The sequence below is a fragment of the Anaerovibrio sp. RM50 genome (genome assembly GCF_000622005.1).
In the GTDB taxonomy this organism is placed as follows: Bacteria; Bacillota; Negativicutes; order Selenomonadales; family Selenomonadaceae; genus Anaerovibrio.
Genome location: NZ_JHWV01000001.1, coordinates 29,644 through 42,960, shown reverse-complemented (window position 1 = coordinate 42,960; position 13,317 = coordinate 29,644). Strand labels below are relative to the sequence as shown.

General features: G+C 43.5%; 21 protein-coding genes. 17 read left to right on the top strand and 4 right to left on the bottom strand.

Translation table 11 applies throughout. From position 1 onward, the window contains the following. The first annotated feature begins 107 nt into the window (after positions 1–107). Positions 108–824 (top strand): orotidine-5'-phosphate decarboxylase, encoded by a 717-nt coding sequence (gene pyrF, locus T525_RS0100275; protein WP_027405504.1) that lies wholly within the window; start codon positions 108–110, stop codon positions 822–824. After that, positions 824–1,426 (top strand): orotate phosphoribosyltransferase, encoded by a 603-nt coding sequence (pyrE, locus tag T525_RS0100270; protein ID WP_369751923.1) that lies wholly within the window; start codon positions 824–826, stop codon positions 1,424–1,426. Before pyrF ends, pyrE begins: the two co-directional genes overlap by 1 nt. Before the next feature lie 74 nt (positions 1,427–1,500). Here the strand turns inward: pyrE and T525_RS0100265 are convergent, their stop codons facing one another. The 4 genes from T525_RS0100265 to T525_RS0100250 form a co-directional block, all read right to left on the bottom strand. Next, the gene (locus tag T525_RS0100265) at positions 1,501–2,886 is read right to left on the bottom strand and encodes a recombinase family protein (RefSeq protein ID WP_027405502.1); all 1,386 of its coding nucleotides are present in this window, start codon (positions 2,884–2,886) and stop codon (positions 1,501–1,503) included. Between the two features lie 463 nt (positions 2,887–3,349). Further along, on the bottom strand, positions 3,350–4,912 hold the full coding sequence (locus tag T525_RS0100260) for an SIR2 family protein (RefSeq protein ID WP_027405501.1): 1,563 nt from the start codon (positions 4,910–4,912) through the stop codon (positions 3,350–3,352). A 156-nt stretch (positions 4,913–5,068) separates the two neighbouring features. Beyond that, positions 5,069–5,299, bottom strand: coding sequence for an ImmA/IrrE family metallo-endopeptidase (locus T525_RS0100255; RefSeq protein ID WP_051533311.1), 231 nt, complete (start codon positions 5,297–5,299; stop codon positions 5,069–5,071). Positions 5,300–5,386: 87 nt separating this feature from the next. Then, positions 5,387–5,770, bottom strand: coding sequence for a helix-turn-helix domain-containing protein (locus T525_RS0100250; protein WP_027405499.1), 384 nt, complete (start codon positions 5,768–5,770; stop codon positions 5,387–5,389). 168 nt (positions 5,771–5,938) lie between these two features. Between T525_RS0100250 and T525_RS0100245 the strand changes: the two genes are divergently transcribed. From T525_RS0100245 to T525_RS0100175, 15 genes are all read left to right on the top strand, one after another. Continuing rightward, the gene (locus T525_RS0100245) at positions 5,939–6,160 is read left to right on the top strand and encodes a hypothetical protein (RefSeq protein WP_027405498.1); all 222 of its coding nucleotides are present in this window, start codon (positions 5,939–5,941) and stop codon (positions 6,158–6,160) included. A gap of 164 nt (positions 6,161–6,324) precedes the next feature. Beyond that, positions 6,325–6,480 (top strand): toxin-antitoxin system HicB family antitoxin, encoded by a 156-nt coding sequence (locus T525_RS16140; RefSeq protein WP_156945476.1) that lies wholly within the window; start codon positions 6,325–6,327, stop codon positions 6,478–6,480. Positions 6,481–6,528: 48 nt separating this feature from the next. Then, positions 6,529–6,669 carry a hypothetical protein gene (locus T525_RS16135; RefSeq protein WP_156945474.1) on the top strand — a complete coding sequence of 47 codons (141 nt, stop codon included), beginning with the start codon at positions 6,529–6,531 and terminating at the stop codon, positions 6,667–6,669. Continuing rightward, positions 6,666–6,809, top strand: coding sequence for a DUF3021 family protein (locus T525_RS16130; protein WP_156945472.1), 144 nt, complete (start codon positions 6,666–6,668; stop codon positions 6,807–6,809). Before T525_RS16135 ends, T525_RS16130 begins: the two co-directional genes overlap by 4 nt. 18 nt (positions 6,810–6,827) lie before the next feature. Beyond that, positions 6,828–7,070: a hypothetical protein gene (locus tag T525_RS0100225; RefSeq protein WP_027405497.1), complete on the top strand. Its 243-nt coding sequence runs from the start codon at positions 6,828–6,830 to the stop codon at positions 7,068–7,070. A gap of 106 nt (positions 7,071–7,176) precedes the next feature. After that, positions 7,177–7,347: a hypothetical protein gene (locus T525_RS16125; RefSeq protein ID WP_156945470.1), complete on the top strand. Its 171-nt coding sequence runs from the start codon at positions 7,177–7,179 to the stop codon at positions 7,345–7,347. Positions 7,348–7,450: 103 nt separating this feature from the next. Beyond that, the gene (locus T525_RS0100215; RefSeq protein ID WP_027405496.1) at positions 7,451–7,960 is read left to right on the top strand and encodes a siphovirus Gp157 family protein; all 510 of its coding nucleotides are present in this window, start codon (positions 7,451–7,453) and stop codon (positions 7,958–7,960) included. A gap of 15 nt (positions 7,961–7,975) precedes the next feature. Continuing rightward, positions 7,976–8,626, top strand: coding sequence for an AAA family ATPase (locus tag T525_RS0100210; protein WP_027405495.1), 651 nt, complete (start codon positions 7,976–7,978; stop codon positions 8,624–8,626). Between the two features lie 4 nt (positions 8,627–8,630). Beyond that, positions 8,631–9,200: a DUF669 domain-containing protein gene (locus T525_RS0100205; RefSeq protein WP_027405494.1), complete on the top strand. Its 570-nt coding sequence runs from the start codon at positions 8,631–8,633 to the stop codon at positions 9,198–9,200. 14 nt (positions 9,201–9,214) lie between these two features. After that, positions 9,215–9,880: a putative HNHc nuclease gene (locus tag T525_RS0100200; RefSeq protein ID WP_027405493.1), complete on the top strand. Its 666-nt coding sequence runs from the start codon at positions 9,215–9,217 to the stop codon at positions 9,878–9,880. Beyond that, positions 9,873–10,766 (top strand): DnaD domain protein, encoded by an 894-nt coding sequence (locus tag T525_RS0100195; RefSeq protein ID WP_027405492.1) that lies wholly within the window; start codon positions 9,873–9,875, stop codon positions 10,764–10,766. The genes T525_RS0100200 and T525_RS0100195 overlap by 8 nt, the downstream gene beginning before the upstream one ends. Next, the gene (locus tag T525_RS0100190) at positions 10,738–12,105 is read left to right on the top strand and encodes a DnaB-like helicase C-terminal domain-containing protein (RefSeq protein WP_027405491.1); all 1,368 of its coding nucleotides are present in this window, start codon (positions 10,738–10,740) and stop codon (positions 12,103–12,105) included. The genes T525_RS0100195 and T525_RS0100190 overlap by 29 nt, the downstream gene beginning before the upstream one ends. Then, positions 12,102–12,275, top strand: coding sequence for a hypothetical protein (locus T525_RS16120; protein ID WP_156945468.1), 174 nt, complete (start codon positions 12,102–12,104; stop codon positions 12,273–12,275). The genes T525_RS0100190 and T525_RS16120 overlap by 4 nt, the downstream gene beginning before the upstream one ends. After that, the gene (locus T525_RS0100180) at positions 12,275–12,997 is read left to right on the top strand and encodes a hypothetical protein (protein WP_027405490.1); all 723 of its coding nucleotides are present in this window, start codon (positions 12,275–12,277) and stop codon (positions 12,995–12,997) included. The genes T525_RS16120 and T525_RS0100180 overlap by 1 nt, the downstream gene beginning before the upstream one ends. Further along, positions 12,994–13,314, top strand: coding sequence for a hypothetical protein (locus T525_RS0100175; protein WP_027405489.1), 321 nt, complete (start codon positions 12,994–12,996; stop codon positions 13,312–13,314). The genes T525_RS0100180 and T525_RS0100175 overlap by 4 nt, the downstream gene beginning before the upstream one ends. The last annotated feature ends 3 nt before the right edge of the window (positions 13,315–13,317 follow it).

Below are 13,317 nucleotides of genomic sequence, written 5' to 3'. Positions count from 1 at the left end.
GCTCCTCAACGTACGTTTTTTGTACGTTTCCGGGTTTTTCCTTGTGGCTTCGCGTTCTACGGCAAAATTCCTACGCAATGATATTTTAGTGCTTATAGGAGAACTTTATGGCAGATAATCGTTTGATTGTAGCCCTTGATTTTCATAAATTTGAGGACGTGGAGAGGCTTGTGGATACCCTGGGGGACAGCGTCAGCTACTACAAGGTTGGTATGGAGCTTTTCTACAGCGAGGGAGCCAAGGTCATTTCTTACCTTAAAGAAAAGGGCAAGAATATCTTTCTTGATCTTAAGCTCCACGATATTCCCAACACCGTGGCTGAGGGACTTTGCTCCCTTATGGTACAGGGGGCGGACATTATGAATGTTCACGCCTCTGGTGGCTTTACCATGATGAAGACAGCGGCGGAAAGGGTACACAAAAAGGCTGAGGAAATGGGTATTCCATGTCCCAAGCTCATTGCGGTAACGATTCTTACCAGCATAAATCAGAGCGATTGGCAGGGCCTTGGCATGGAGTGTGAAATTCGTGACCAGGTGGTTCGTTTGGCAAAGCTCACAAAGGAGGCAGGACTTGATGGTGTGGTGGCTTCCCCTCAGGAGGCAGCAGCCATTCGCGAAGCCTGTGGCCCGGATTTTCTGATAATTACTCCCGGGGTGCGTCCAGCGGGAGCCAGCATCGATGACCAGAGCCGTATTGCAACACCTGAATCGGCCCTGAAAAATGGTGCAACCCATCTGGTGGTGGGTCGTCCAATCCGTGTTGCTGAAGATCCAAAGAAAGCAGCGGAAGCAATAATTAAAGAAATGGAGAGGGTACAATAATGGCAGAATTAAAGAAACTGACTGAAAAAGAAGTAGAGGATATGCTTCTGGAAACCGGGGCAATTATGGAAGGTCATTTCCTTCTGACCTCCGGCCTTCACAGTCCACGCTATGTGGAGAAGTTCAACGTACTTCAGAAGCCTGAATACACTGAAAAGCTGTGTCAGGCCATGGCTGCAAAGTTTGTTGACGCCAATATTGAAACCGTGGTGGGCCCTGTTACGGGTGGCATTCTGCTGGCCCATGAAACGGGTAAGGCCCTTGGCACCCGTGCTATTTTCACCGAGCGTGAAAACGGCAAGATGACCTTCCGTCGTGGCTTTACCCTCCATGAGGGTGAACGTGTTCTCGTCGTTGAGGACATTGTTACCACTGGCGGTTCCATTCGTGAGGTTATTGATGTGGTGAAGGAGCATGGCGGTATTCCAGTGGCTGTAAGTATGTTGGTGGACCGCAGCGGCGGCAGGGCAACCTTCGGGGATGTGCCAAGTACTGCACTGCTTCATATGGACGTTCAGACCTACGAGCCTGACAACTGCCCACTGTGTAAGCAGGGGGTTCCAATGACCAAGAGGGGGCGTACTGGAAAACCAAGTGTATAGTTTTGTATAAATATTAGAGTAGCCGTCAGACTAGATAAAATCTAGCTTGACGGCTATTTTTGTATAAAAATACACTACATAAATTCAACTATGAAGTCCTTGTAAGACTTTCCCCTTTCCTCCGGACGACGACCAATGGTTATCCTCTTGATAAGAGTCTGCCAAAGTTCCCGCCTCTGCTCCCGTGGAAGATTGTAGTAGGTTGTCTCGAAATCCTCATCTGAGAGGATGCTGTCCATGGCAGGGGAGAGCCTGATCTGCTTCTTGGCATCAATGACCGCTCTGGCCAGTTCGTCCTGAAGCTTCTGATAATCCGCCTTATAGGTATCCTTGTCAATGAGGGCGTCCAGATATAAATCCTTGAGGCGGGTCAGTTTTGCATTGATCCCCTTCACCTTGGACTTATAATTCACAGAATGGCCCCGTGAGGCTTTGAGCTGTGCTTCGTAACCTTTCAGCAGCGGGAAGATATTCTTTACCAGCCAACGCTCCACAACATTCTCAGATACACCTCCGCCGAACTGGCAGCCACCAGCGTCTTTTGGTTTTCCGGTAGTATACTTCTTGCCACAGAGATAAGTCGGACGGGTGTACTTACCAGTCTTTTTGGACTTTCCACAATTGACCACAAGAATGCTGCCACAGCTTGGGCAGACAATCTTGCCATTGAACAGATAGGTCAGGCCCGTTCTGGTTGGTGGCTTATTGCGGCTGAGAAGCTCCTGCACCCTGTCAAAATCCTCCGGCGGGATAATGGCCGGGCAATAATCAGGAATGCCGTACCGCTCACCCTTATATGTAGGGTTGCGTACAATGCGCCATACCCTGCGGGCATCTATAGCAAAATGAAACTCCTCCCATATCTTCTTTGCTATGGAGTGGTTGGATGATCCGGCGAGAAGCTGGGCAAAGGCAAACTCCACAATAGGCCGTTCTTCTTCCACAATGGTCAGCTTCTTATCTACAGATGTGTAGGCAAAAGGGTGCTTGCCGGTGCATTCCTCCTTGCGCCGCTTCTTGCCCTCGTTGATATACTTGATACGGTCACTGGTCTGGTCTGACTCATTCTGTGCAATGGTCAGCTTAAGGTTAAGCATAAGCCGCCCATTGGTCGTGGTGGTGTTGTAATCCTCCTGGGTGCATTCCCATTCAACACCGTGGGCATCCAGCACCTCCTGCACCTTGTAGAAGTCCTGAACATTACGGAACCATCTGTCAAGGCACTTAAGCAGGATAACATCAATATGGCCCGCCCGCACATCGTCAAGAAGCCTCTGGAGCTCCTTCCTTTTGCTGATAGCTTTCCGGGCCGTATTGCCCTCATCAGCGTACACATCCACCACAGTGTAGTGGTGGGAAGCTGCGTAGGATTCCAGATCATGCTGCTGTTCTCCCAGGGAGAAACCGTGTCTTGCCTGCTCATCCGTGCTGACACGGATATATAGTGCTGCTCTTTTCATAATAAAACACCTCTTTCAGATTATTTGCGTTTGGCAAACAAGCCTGAGAGGTGTTATACTAACTACGGGTAGTGTGGTTAGTTTGCACCTCGCAGACTGATTACATTCGGGCCGTTCCCTGTTGGCGCAGGGGGCGGCTTTTATTTTGAGATATAGCGGAAGATACTTAAAGATATTTAAAGATAACATGCTGTTGTAAAATATCTCAAAATGTGAGATAATACATCCAAAGAAGTCAACTTGTGAAGGATAAGGCTGGGTTCCCGAATGGGAGTAGGTGTAATGCTTAGAATTCCTTTGCCCCTGGGGTTGGCTTCCCTAAGTTGACAGTCTGACGAACGTCTCATGTGGACCTATCGGACCTCAATTTAAGGTAATTAATAATATGAGCACCTTGGAGAACATTGTGTTATAACGTAGCACCTTGTCGCATTGTGTTCATGGTCGTGTTGCCCCTTGGATTCTATCCAAGGGGCTTTTCCTTATATTTAAGCCAATCATAAATTCGTATCAGGCGTCTAATGTCAGATTTCATTGTATCTTTAGCAGAACCAGTTAATGATGTTTCATCATTGGTAAGCAGGCCGTAGAGAAAATCATGTAGAACCGATATATCAATTTCTTCTGGCACCAATAGAGGTATATAAGAGATTGCTTTGGCTATCGGATAATTCTTTATAATAAATTCAATATTCCTATGTTCTACTGGTAATCTTGTTACACGGGCTTTTAGTATAGAAGTGTTTAGCAAAGAATCATAGTCATCAACTGGAATTATATTAGGGTAAGCATTTTGTGCTTTAGATAATAACTTATGTACAGGAAGTTTGTTTGCTTTGCGAATTAATTCGGGGTAAGCATCAGTCAAAACTTCATCTGGAGTATATTTCAGATTATCCAATATCACATCAGCATAAATGTCATCTGGCTTCAGACCGGTTAACCCGTGTCGACCAATATCACTAGGTTTACAAATAGCCAGGACAAGTTCTTCATCACCGACCCTTTTATCATCAACTGCAGCAACACGCATATTAGAAGTAGGGGTATTGGTTAATGTATATGAATAAAACTCTTTTTTGAACATACGTAACAATTTGACAGGTAGTCCAGACTTTTTCTTGCATAAAGCGGAGTAGAGAAGTGAGTAATTACTGAGGGTTACCCTTGTCATTGTAAGCAAAGTTCCATCCAAAGAAACAACAAATGGTGATATGCTTATGTTTGTCGATGACATATCCTTATCAAAATCTATAAATATAAAATTCTTTTCTAAAAGCGATCGTTTACTTTCTGGCATACAGTCAACAATAGCTTTTAATATATTTTGAACATTTGTATCACTGAGGGAATATCCCATAAAGATTATAGGGTACTCCATAAATATCGTCATTAATTTAGCCGCGAGATATTTGGACTTTTGCGAGAATACATCGTAATCCTCTGCGTTTATAACAATACTTTCTGGCTGGGTAACAGATCCGTGAATTTTGTATATTTCAGCAATCCCCTGGACATTAGAAAAAATAAGCTCGTTTTGTCCAACATAAGTCTCAAAAGTTGTTGTTTTTTCAAGAAAACAATCATAATTTGTGGTGATAATTCCGGTAATATGTTTATCAGAAAGCTGCTTAAACTGTTCAATTTCTTCGGCGTAATCAATCAGTGGCTCTGATTTTTGCGCAATGTAGTGAGCAATTTCAGCTTTGAACGGACTAATATTGAGATTTGATACATTTCGTATATCTTCTTCCGGGAGCATCCTGAAATCAGGATCATTAAACCAGCGGTCGTTAAAATCTCTTTCTATGGCTGTGGCCACATTAGGTAAATCATCATGCCCTGCAACTTTTGCCATATTTACATATTTTGAGTAAGAAGCAACATCATCACTTAATTTGGAGGCAAAAATCTTTAATAAACCAGACCAGTCAGGTAAGTCATAATAGCGCATGGTTAATCCAGAACCTACAAACAGGAATGGGGTAGCTCTAAACTGTGCGACTAATTTATCTAATTCATTCATAAAATATCATTCCTTTCTCACCGCCTCACTGGGCGGGTTTTTTATTTGAACTATTTCCGATTTGGAAACAGTTCAAATCCGCAACCGGATTCGGAAACCAACCTCCGAGGATTCCTCGGTAGTTGAAAGCAAAGTGTATATATTGCACATTGCTATTTATCCATGCCGTTGGGCTTCCAGCTGATCGGCGGGGGAGAGTGACTCTATATCCTCATTCTCTATATGCTCCAGCTCATGCTTTATGGTCTGCATCTGCTGTTCGCGTGTATGGTCTTTGTTCACATATATGTTATAGATTCCGTCAGCATCCTCGCAGACGAATCCTTTTACTTTAGCATTAAGTCCGCCCAGCTGGCGGATAAAGTAATCAATTCCCTCTAATAACATACAAAACCACCTCTATAAATAGAATGTATGTTCACTGTATAATTTTTGACCTCCGAAAGCAATTTCAAGAGGTCGATTTTTTTACCATCATTCATTACCCTTGAGTCTTTTGAGAAGGTCGGCTGCATACTGCAGGTCCTCAGGCTTGGCATCTTTGGAGGCATCAAAGAGCATACGCATACCAGGCTGAGTACGGAGCCTCTCCGCAACCTCCGCAGTCTCTGGGTCAGCGTAGTAGGATGGGCGGTCTGGTTCTGAGGAAGGGGTAGCCCAACCCATTATATATTCAGGTGTTACTCCATATACTTTAGCCAGCGCTTCGATTTTATCTGAAGGAATGTTGGTAACAATGCCATTCTCGTATTTATATAAAGTTTGTTTTGAAACACCGATGATATTACCTACATATTCCTGAGTATAGTCTTTTTGCAAGCGTAATTCTTTTAATCTCGTGCCTATTGTCTCATTCATATTTAACAGCTCCTATCTCGTGTTGTTACAAGTATAATATCATAAAATGACTTATTAGGCGACAAAAATGTTAATAATAATAACAAAAATATCTTGACAAGATACCCAACTGGATATAGAATTTAGGTAACCTAGTAAGTTACACTAAACATGCAAGGAGGGAAAAGAGTGATTTTAACAGATGAAATTCTTGGCCTTATGGCCAAAAACCACATAACAAGAAAAGATATGGCTAATATGCTAGGTATTACGCCTAAGACCTTTTCTATCAAGCTGGATAAGGGGGTATTTGGTTCTGATGAAATCGAAATAATGATTCAGAGATTAGGTATCGAAAACCCAGCAGAGATTTTTTTTGCCCCAAAAGTAACCCCAAAAGTTACGAAATGACCCTACACAACACGATACAACATCATACGCAACGAAACAAAATCGCGAATTAACACCAAACAACACAATAAACAACGAAAAAAACATAATTATCCTACGGATAACTATTGCACATTACTTCATAATGTGCAAACCCCACCCTTAGTTTAAAAAGGAGGTGCAATATGGACAAGCTGCCTGATAAGCAGAACCTATATTTGCGAGTGGTACCGGCCCTTAAGCGCAAGCTAGATAAAATGGCCAAGGAAACAGGACAGAGCATCAACTCATTAATTGTCCAGGCCTGCTGGGAGTTGGTGAATAAGCAGAAAAACGTATAAACGGCTCGAATGTACACTACCCAATTCCATATGAAAGGAGAACTGAATATGGATACCAAGAAAAAAATTATTGGCTTTAAGCCAGAGAAGTTTATCGAATTGCTGCTGAAGCTGGACGGTCGCGCCAAAGGCCAGAAGGTGGAAGTAGAGGTAAGGAAAAAGAATGAGGGGCAGGTGGCCACTGCATGAAGAAGTGGGAATGGGCCCTTCAGCGACACCAAGAAGAGGACTGGGCCCTTTTAAAAAGACTTTTCACGCATTGGATTGTAACACCGGCAATTTTCCTCTTGGTTATGATTCTGTGCGGCTGGCTCGACAGGCCTATGTGAAGGGAGGTGAATAAGTATATGAGAGATTGGGAACACACTACTGAAACAATCTTTGAAAGTGACAGCATGATGGTTTTTAAACAGATTCATTCTTTTAATCCTCATTTCCCAAAGAATCCTGAGCATCGAGTAACAACCTGCGAATATATTATTTCCAATGGCAGTTGCAGAGTGCTTATTGGTGAGGACAACGCAAATGAATTAATGAAGGTGTTGATGGAGGAATTCAATGATGAGGCAGAGGAGGAAGAACTGGCTTAGGGCATTGAAACTGCTGGCCAGAAGCAACAATGAGGAAGTAACACAGCTCTATGCTTACATCGTAGGGCATAGGCATTACCGGGACACACCATTTTAGGAGGACAGGATGTTTTATAACTTTAATCATATTGAAATAAAAAGGCCGAAGCGTATCCACAAGCGGGTCAACCTGCCATTTCTCAGCAATGAGGCTTGGACTTTGCTGGGGATCGGCGTGCTGGGCGGGATAATCGGTTCGGTTATTTATACGGGCATAATCTTCCCGTTCTTGAAATAAAAAAATACCGTTCCCAGATGCGACTGAGAACGGCGAAAAATAAAAACTCAGAAAATTCACTTTGTGCTTTAAGTGTAGCACAAACAAAGGAGAGAGACAACACATGAATATATATGAGATTAAAGCAGAGTACGCTGCTGTATTAGATGCATACTCACAAGGTCTTGATGAGGCTGTAGATGAAGAAACTGGTGAGATTATTCCTTTAAAGGATTATCTGGACAAACTTGAAGGTGAAATAAAAGAGAAAATTACAAGCGTAGCTCTATTTATTAAAAATCGTCAGGCTATGGTGGATGCCATTGATAACCAGATCAAAATTCTTAAAAAGAGAAAAGAGAGCGAACAACAGAAGATAGCTGATGCAGAAAATTATCTGCGACAGGCCACCGAGGAACATAACTTTGAAGATAAGGATGGCCGATTTGTTATCAAATTTAAAAAGAATCCGGCTAGTGTGCAGATTGCAAAAGGCGCAGTTGTACCGCCTGAATATCTGAGAAGAAAGATAATAACGGAGCCAGACAAAAAAGCCTTAAAAGCAGCCATTAAAGCTGGGAAAACATTTGATGGAATTACTTTAACACAAGCTATCGGCATGAGCGTGAAGTGACAACAGGAGGTATATATGTCCAGAGCAATATTGATTATGGGTGAGAGCGGCAGTGGTAAGACTACTTCGCTGAGAACCTTAGACCCTAAGACCACATTCATTATAGAGGCTGATGGCAAGGGCTTGTCATGGCGAGGCTGGAAAAAGAATTACAGTACCGAGAATAAGAACTATATCGAGACTGATAAGGTCGGTACTATCATGCAGATACTTAACCGCATTGACAATCAGGATATGACCCATATCAAAGTGGTTGTCATTGATACCCTGAACATGATTATGGTTAATGATGAGATGCGGAGAATGAGGGAAAAGGGATTTGATAAGTGGCAGGACATGGCAACATCCATCTGGGAGCTTATCAGCGACATCCACAAGCTGCGTGATGATCTGACTGTTGTGTGCCTGGCACATAGCCAGACGGATAAGGACGATAACGGCTACATCTTTACCAAGATGAAAACAAGCGGCCGCAAGTTGGACAAGCTGGTGGTGGAGTCCAAGTTCTCCACAGTACTTTTATCCAAGGCAACGGCTGACGGCTATATATTTGAGACTTCCGCAGACCACAGTACAGCCAAGAGCCCTATGGAATGTTTTGATAAGACCATTCCAAACGACATGAATTTTGTTATCGACACACTTACAAAGTATGAGGAGGAATAATTTTATGCAGAAGATTAACGGATATGAGAGTGCAGAACCAATTATTGGCGGGGGATTTTACGTGCTGCCTACCGGCAATTACAAGATGAAGATTATTAAGGCTGAGGAAAACACCAGTAAGTCCGGCAGACAGATGCTTAAGATTGCCTTTGATGTGGCTGATGGTGAGTTCAAGGATTTCTATAAGAGAAAGTATGAGGCTGACTTAAAGAGGCAGTCCAACACTAATTCCAATAAGGTTGCCAAGTGGAGCAATGATGCAATTTATTACCAGATGTGTGACGAGCAGAACCTTGGCCGTTTCAAGGGATTCATTAAGTGCCTGGAGGATTCCAATAGTGGATTCTCTTGGGATTGGGATGAGACCAAGCTGAAGGGATTGGTATTCGCAGGTCAGACACATAACGAACCTTCTGAATACAATGGCAAGGTATACGGCCATAACAAGCTGATTAATATTTATCCTCTGAGTACTCTGGAAACACTTCCAATACTTCCAGACAAAGAGCTGGAGCAAAGTTTTGCCGGCGGATTTGGTGGAACTGTAGCTAATGATGAGGAGATCCCTTTCTGATCATGAGGTAGCTTATGATAATTGAAGCGGAAATAAAAGGGGTAAAGAATGGGGAGCTGTGGTTTTCCGCTCCCCTGAATCCCCGCCTGGAGAACCACTTGAATGAACTGGATAAGAATGTGGCGGTGGAGCTGACAACTGTTGATAGTATCACGGCAAAGCAGAGGCGCAAGGCATACGTTTTAATCAAGTTTATTTCTGAGTGGTGGGGTTATACACCTATGGAAGCAGCCAAGGAAATAAGTAAGCTGATGTTTGCGGCAACAGGTGAGACATTGGAGGCTGACTTTTCTCTGTCTGATTGCTCCAAGGAGACTGCCAAGCTGTACATAACATACCTCATAGACTTCTGTCTGATGGAGGGTATTCCATGCGGAGAGCCACTCTATAAGCTGTGTGAGGACGTGCCCAGATATGTGTGGGTATGTGCGGTCAACAAGCGCTGCGCAGTGTGTGGAGGCAAGGCAGAGCTGCACCATTATGACAGTGTGGGAACCGGGCGCAACAGGAAAGAGATATGCCACATAGGTATGAGATGCCTTCCTTTGTGCCGGCGCCACCATCAAGAGATTCACAGAATAGGCAGGGAAACTTTCGTTAAGAGGTATATCCTGGAGCCTGTGCATATTGATGAGAAAATAGCGGGGGTATTTAAGTTGAGGGGGGACGGAATTGCATGATGTAAAAGGATTATGGATTCCTATAGAAATCCTCTCAGATAAGGAATTGACGTTATCTGAGAAGCTGGTTGCAGCAGAGATATATATTCTCGCCCCGTGTAATGCCAGTAATAATCATATAGGAAATATCCTCAATATGAACAAAAGACAGGTTATGAGGATAATAAAAAATCTTGAAGAAAAAGGTTGGATAAAAACCACATATCTTTCCCCGGTCAGGAGAGAAATAAATACTACCAAAAATGTCACTAGTGACATAAATGGTACTAGTGACAAAAGTGGGAATGGTGACAAAAATGGTACTACCAAAAATGTCACCCAGTACCAAAAATGTCACCATAATAATACCAAAAATGTCACTAGCAATAGTGACAAAAGTGGTACAAATAGTACCAAAAATGTCACCCAAGAAAATAGAGAGAATAATAAGAATATAGAGAGAGAATACGCGCGTGCGCGCGAGGACTCCCCGACGGCTGTTCCTGATGAGGTGTTGAAAGCATATCAGGATGGAATCAGACCTGTATGCTCCAGTATCGAACTTGAGAAGCTGGCAGATGATGTTAAGCATTTCGGATCAGGAGCCGTTGTGAAGGCAATCGAAAGAGCTGTTGTCAGAAACAAGCGGAGCCTGTCATATGTCGAGGGCATTTTGAAAAGCTGGGAGACGGATGGGTATGATGCTGCTGAAAAGGATGCACCCAAACCGGAACCGCCACCAAAGATTGTTTATGAGGATGAGACACCAGAATATCAGGAGTGGCTTGAACGGCAAAAACTGATTGAGGATATTAAGAAAAATGGAGCTGCACATTATCCGGAATGGCTGCCCAAAGAAATGGTTGAGGAAATAAAAAATGGAGCTAGACAAAATCAAGAATCCTGACGCTGAAAATGCCCTGCTCCAATTGTGCATCCTGAACAAAGACGGTGATAATAGCACCTATGCTGAAATAGGGAGCTATTTAACTGCCAAAGATTTCTATTCTGCAGCGAATCAGGCGGTATATGAAGCCGTTGCCGGAGTGTTCGCCGATGGTGGTACTTTAGCCATTCCCAGTGTGATGGAATACATCGACAAACATGGGCTGGCTGATAAAATCGGTTCACCCTTTTATCTTACCAAGCTATGTGAAGGGATGGCATATCCCAGTCAGTTAAAGCTATATGCAAGACAGATAAAGGAATGCTCACATAGACGGCAGATGATTATATTGGCCCATGACATTGAATCCGAGATGCAGGATAAAACCATTGAGGTTAGTGAGTCGCTGAGCAGATATGTGGACAGTATCGAAGATCTGCGAACCGTTGAGCAGGATCATTCTGATAACTCGCTGGAGGAAGCCTTTAATTCGTTTATCAGTATCGAAGATAAAGGCATCAGTTGGGGAATACCTGGCATTGACAGGGTAATGAAGAAGATGCAGGAAGGGCATTACATCGTATTGGCTGGCCGTCCCGCCATGGGTAAAACCGCGCTGGCCTTAAATTTTGTCCGTAATGTATGCCGACAGGGCTACAAGGTTTTATATTTCTCCCTTGAAATGACCAAGCGGGATTTATATAAAAGGCTCATTGCCTGTGAGTCGGGTATAACAGAAGTAGAAGCAAAAACTAATGCTCTAAATGCAATGGCAAAGGGTGAAACGGATGAAAGCAGGAAAAAATACCAAAGGCTTGAAGCCGGGAAAAACAGGGTTAATGGCTGGCAGCTTGATATTGTTGACGATGTGTATTCGCTGGGGAATATCCGGGCAAGGACACGGCTGATAAATACCAAGAAGGGCGTTGATTTTGTGGTTATTGACCACATGCAGCTGATGACCATTGATGGCTTCAGGGAAAGCAGGACTAATGAAATGGCCAGTATTTCCAGAGGTATTCAGCAGCTGGCAAAGGATATCAATGCGCCGATATTGGCATTGAGTCAGGTAAACAGGGCCAATGAAAATCGAAATGATAAAAGGCCAGCCCTTTCAGATTTGAAGGAATCTGGAGCCATTGAGCAGGATGCAGATGCCATTATGGTTATATACCGTGACAGGTATTATGACCCTGAATCAGTCAATGACTGGACTGAGGTTATTGTGAGAAAGCACCGGCACGGTGGGGGCGGTACTGCAAAGCTCAGTTATGACATGGCAAGAAATCAGTTTGATGATTATCAGGGCATAGCTGGGCAGACAGTAAAGAAAAATACAGTTGATGGGGTGTTTACATGAGATTACAGGGGTTTTCGCCTAAGGACAGGCAATTAATATTAGGTGCCCAGAAGCATACGGAAAATGTGGCCCGAATAATGGATGAATGGAAGGATGCCACAGGGACTGAGGCCACGGGCAAGGATTATGAAGAATATTATTCTGCGAGAATTAAGGAGCTGGAGAAATAATGGGCAGATTAGGAAAGCAGCTTAAGCGGAAAAAAGAGGTAGAGGTTAAGAAGCAGGTGTATGGTATCGCCGAGAAGATATCTAAGGCAGAACACAAGGGCAGAATGATTGCCCTGTCAAACTGTCAGATGCTTGATACTTATCTGAATTACTACTATGGCAGTGTGATTGCAACAGTTCTCCATGATAACTTTGCTTTTGGCTACCAGAAGATTATGAAATTTTTTGAGCTCTATAACGAGTTCAATGAATATTTCACGACCAGTGCGCCGTGGAGACAGAAGGTAAGTTATTTTAAGGCAGGACTGTATCGGGAGTGCAAAGGCTTCAGAATTGATTTTAAGAAAGAGATGCGGGAGCCAAAGGACTGTAACGATTTTGCCGAGTGGTGCTATTACTACATAGACCACAGTATCAAGAAGGAAGTAAGGAAGATTCAGACCATGTTCTATTGGCTGCTTCATGATAAGTTTGGTTTTGGCAAGGAAAGACTGGAGAGAGCAAAGGCAAGATTCCAGGAGCTTCGAGGCATGAGTCTTAATCAGTTTAAGGCGGTTTGTGAAGGTATAAATTCCCTGAAGCTGCCCAAGGGTGAGGTCAATATGCTATTCCCGGAACTGGCATTAAAGAGAATAAGTGAACTGATTGATCCGGATGTTCCGCCTGATGAGGAAATGGCGTACAAGGTAAGGAATATAGCATATAGGAGGCCCGCAGCATGACAATTAATGTAACACCTTCAAACCTTCTTCTCCGTGAGAAGGTTGAAATAAGAGATATCAGAAACTTGATAAAGGATATTCATGAGGAATGGGATGAGGTAACGGAGGCACTTGCTGACTTTGCTATGGAACCTACTTCCAAGAACAAGGAGCTTCTGGCAGAGGAGCTTATGGATCTGATGACAGCTTCCAGTACCTGTATTGTAGCCCTGAGCAGGATGGAAGGAAGCCCGGAGCATTTTATAGATTCGATAGTAACCAAGGTTCACTGTAAGGATTATGCCAGAGGTTACAACGATGATGACATGATTTTTTGATGG

What these genes read in the sequence shown, in the direction of transcription:
- T525_RS16140 (WP_156945476.1), top strand. Translation starts at nt 6,325, where the DNA reads ATGGACAAGCTGCCTGATAAGCAGAACCTATATTTGCGAGTGGTACCG.
- pyrE (WP_369751923.1), top strand. Translation starts at nt 824, where the DNA reads ATGGCAGAATTAAAGAAACTGACTGAAAAAGAAGTAGAGGATATGCTT.
- T525_RS0100200 (WP_027405493.1), top strand. Translation starts at nt 9,215, where the DNA reads ATGATAATTGAAGCGGAAATAAAAGGGGTAAAGAATGGGGAGCTGTGG.
- T525_RS16120 (WP_156945468.1), top strand. Translation starts at nt 12,102, where the DNA reads ATGAGATTACAGGGGTTTTCGCCTAAGGACAGGCAATTAATATTAGGT.
- T525_RS16130 (WP_156945472.1), top strand. Translation starts at nt 6,666, where the DNA reads ATGAAGAAGTGGGAATGGGCCCTTCAGCGACACCAAGAAGAGGACTGG.
- T525_RS0100255 (WP_051533311.1), bottom strand. Translation starts at nt 5,299, where the DNA reads ATGTTATTAGAGGGAATTGATTACTTTATCCGCCAGCTGGGCGGACTT.
- T525_RS0100210 (WP_027405495.1), top strand. Translation starts at nt 7,976, where the DNA reads ATGTCCAGAGCAATATTGATTATGGGTGAGAGCGGCAGTGGTAAGACT.
- T525_RS0100180 (WP_027405490.1), top strand. Translation starts at nt 12,275, where the DNA reads ATGGGCAGATTAGGAAAGCAGCTTAAGCGGAAAAAAGAGGTAGAGGTT.
- T525_RS0100205 (WP_027405494.1), top strand. Translation starts at nt 8,631, where the DNA reads ATGCAGAAGATTAACGGATATGAGAGTGCAGAACCAATTATTGGCGGG.
- T525_RS0100225 (WP_027405497.1), top strand. Translation starts at nt 6,828, where the DNA reads ATGAGAGATTGGGAACACACTACTGAAACAATCTTTGAAAGTGACAGC.
- T525_RS0100265 (WP_027405502.1), bottom strand. Translation starts at nt 2,886, where the DNA reads ATGAAAAGAGCAGCACTATATATCCGTGTCAGCACGGATGAGCAGGCA.
- T525_RS0100250 (WP_027405499.1), bottom strand. Translation starts at nt 5,770, where the DNA reads ATGAATGAGACAATAGGCACGAGATTAAAAGAATTACGCTTGCAAAAA.
- T525_RS16135 (WP_156945474.1), top strand. Translation starts at nt 6,529, where the DNA reads ATGGATACCAAGAAAAAAATTATTGGCTTTAAGCCAGAGAAGTTTATC.
- T525_RS0100190 (WP_027405491.1), top strand. Translation starts at nt 10,738, where the DNA reads ATGGAGCTAGACAAAATCAAGAATCCTGACGCTGAAAATGCCCTGCTC.
- pyrF (WP_027405504.1), top strand. Translation starts at nt 108, where the DNA reads ATGGCAGATAATCGTTTGATTGTAGCCCTTGATTTTCATAAATTTGAG.
- T525_RS0100260 (WP_027405501.1), bottom strand. Translation starts at nt 4,912, where the DNA reads ATGAATGAATTAGATAAATTAGTCGCACAGTTTAGAGCTACCCCATTC.
- T525_RS16125 (WP_156945470.1), top strand. Translation starts at nt 7,177, where the DNA reads ATGTTTTATAACTTTAATCATATTGAAATAAAAAGGCCGAAGCGTATC.
- T525_RS0100175 (WP_027405489.1), top strand. Translation starts at nt 12,994, where the DNA reads ATGACAATTAATGTAACACCTTCAAACCTTCTTCTCCGTGAGAAGGTT.
- T525_RS0100215 (WP_027405496.1), top strand. Translation starts at nt 7,451, where the DNA reads ATGAATATATATGAGATTAAAGCAGAGTACGCTGCTGTATTAGATGCA.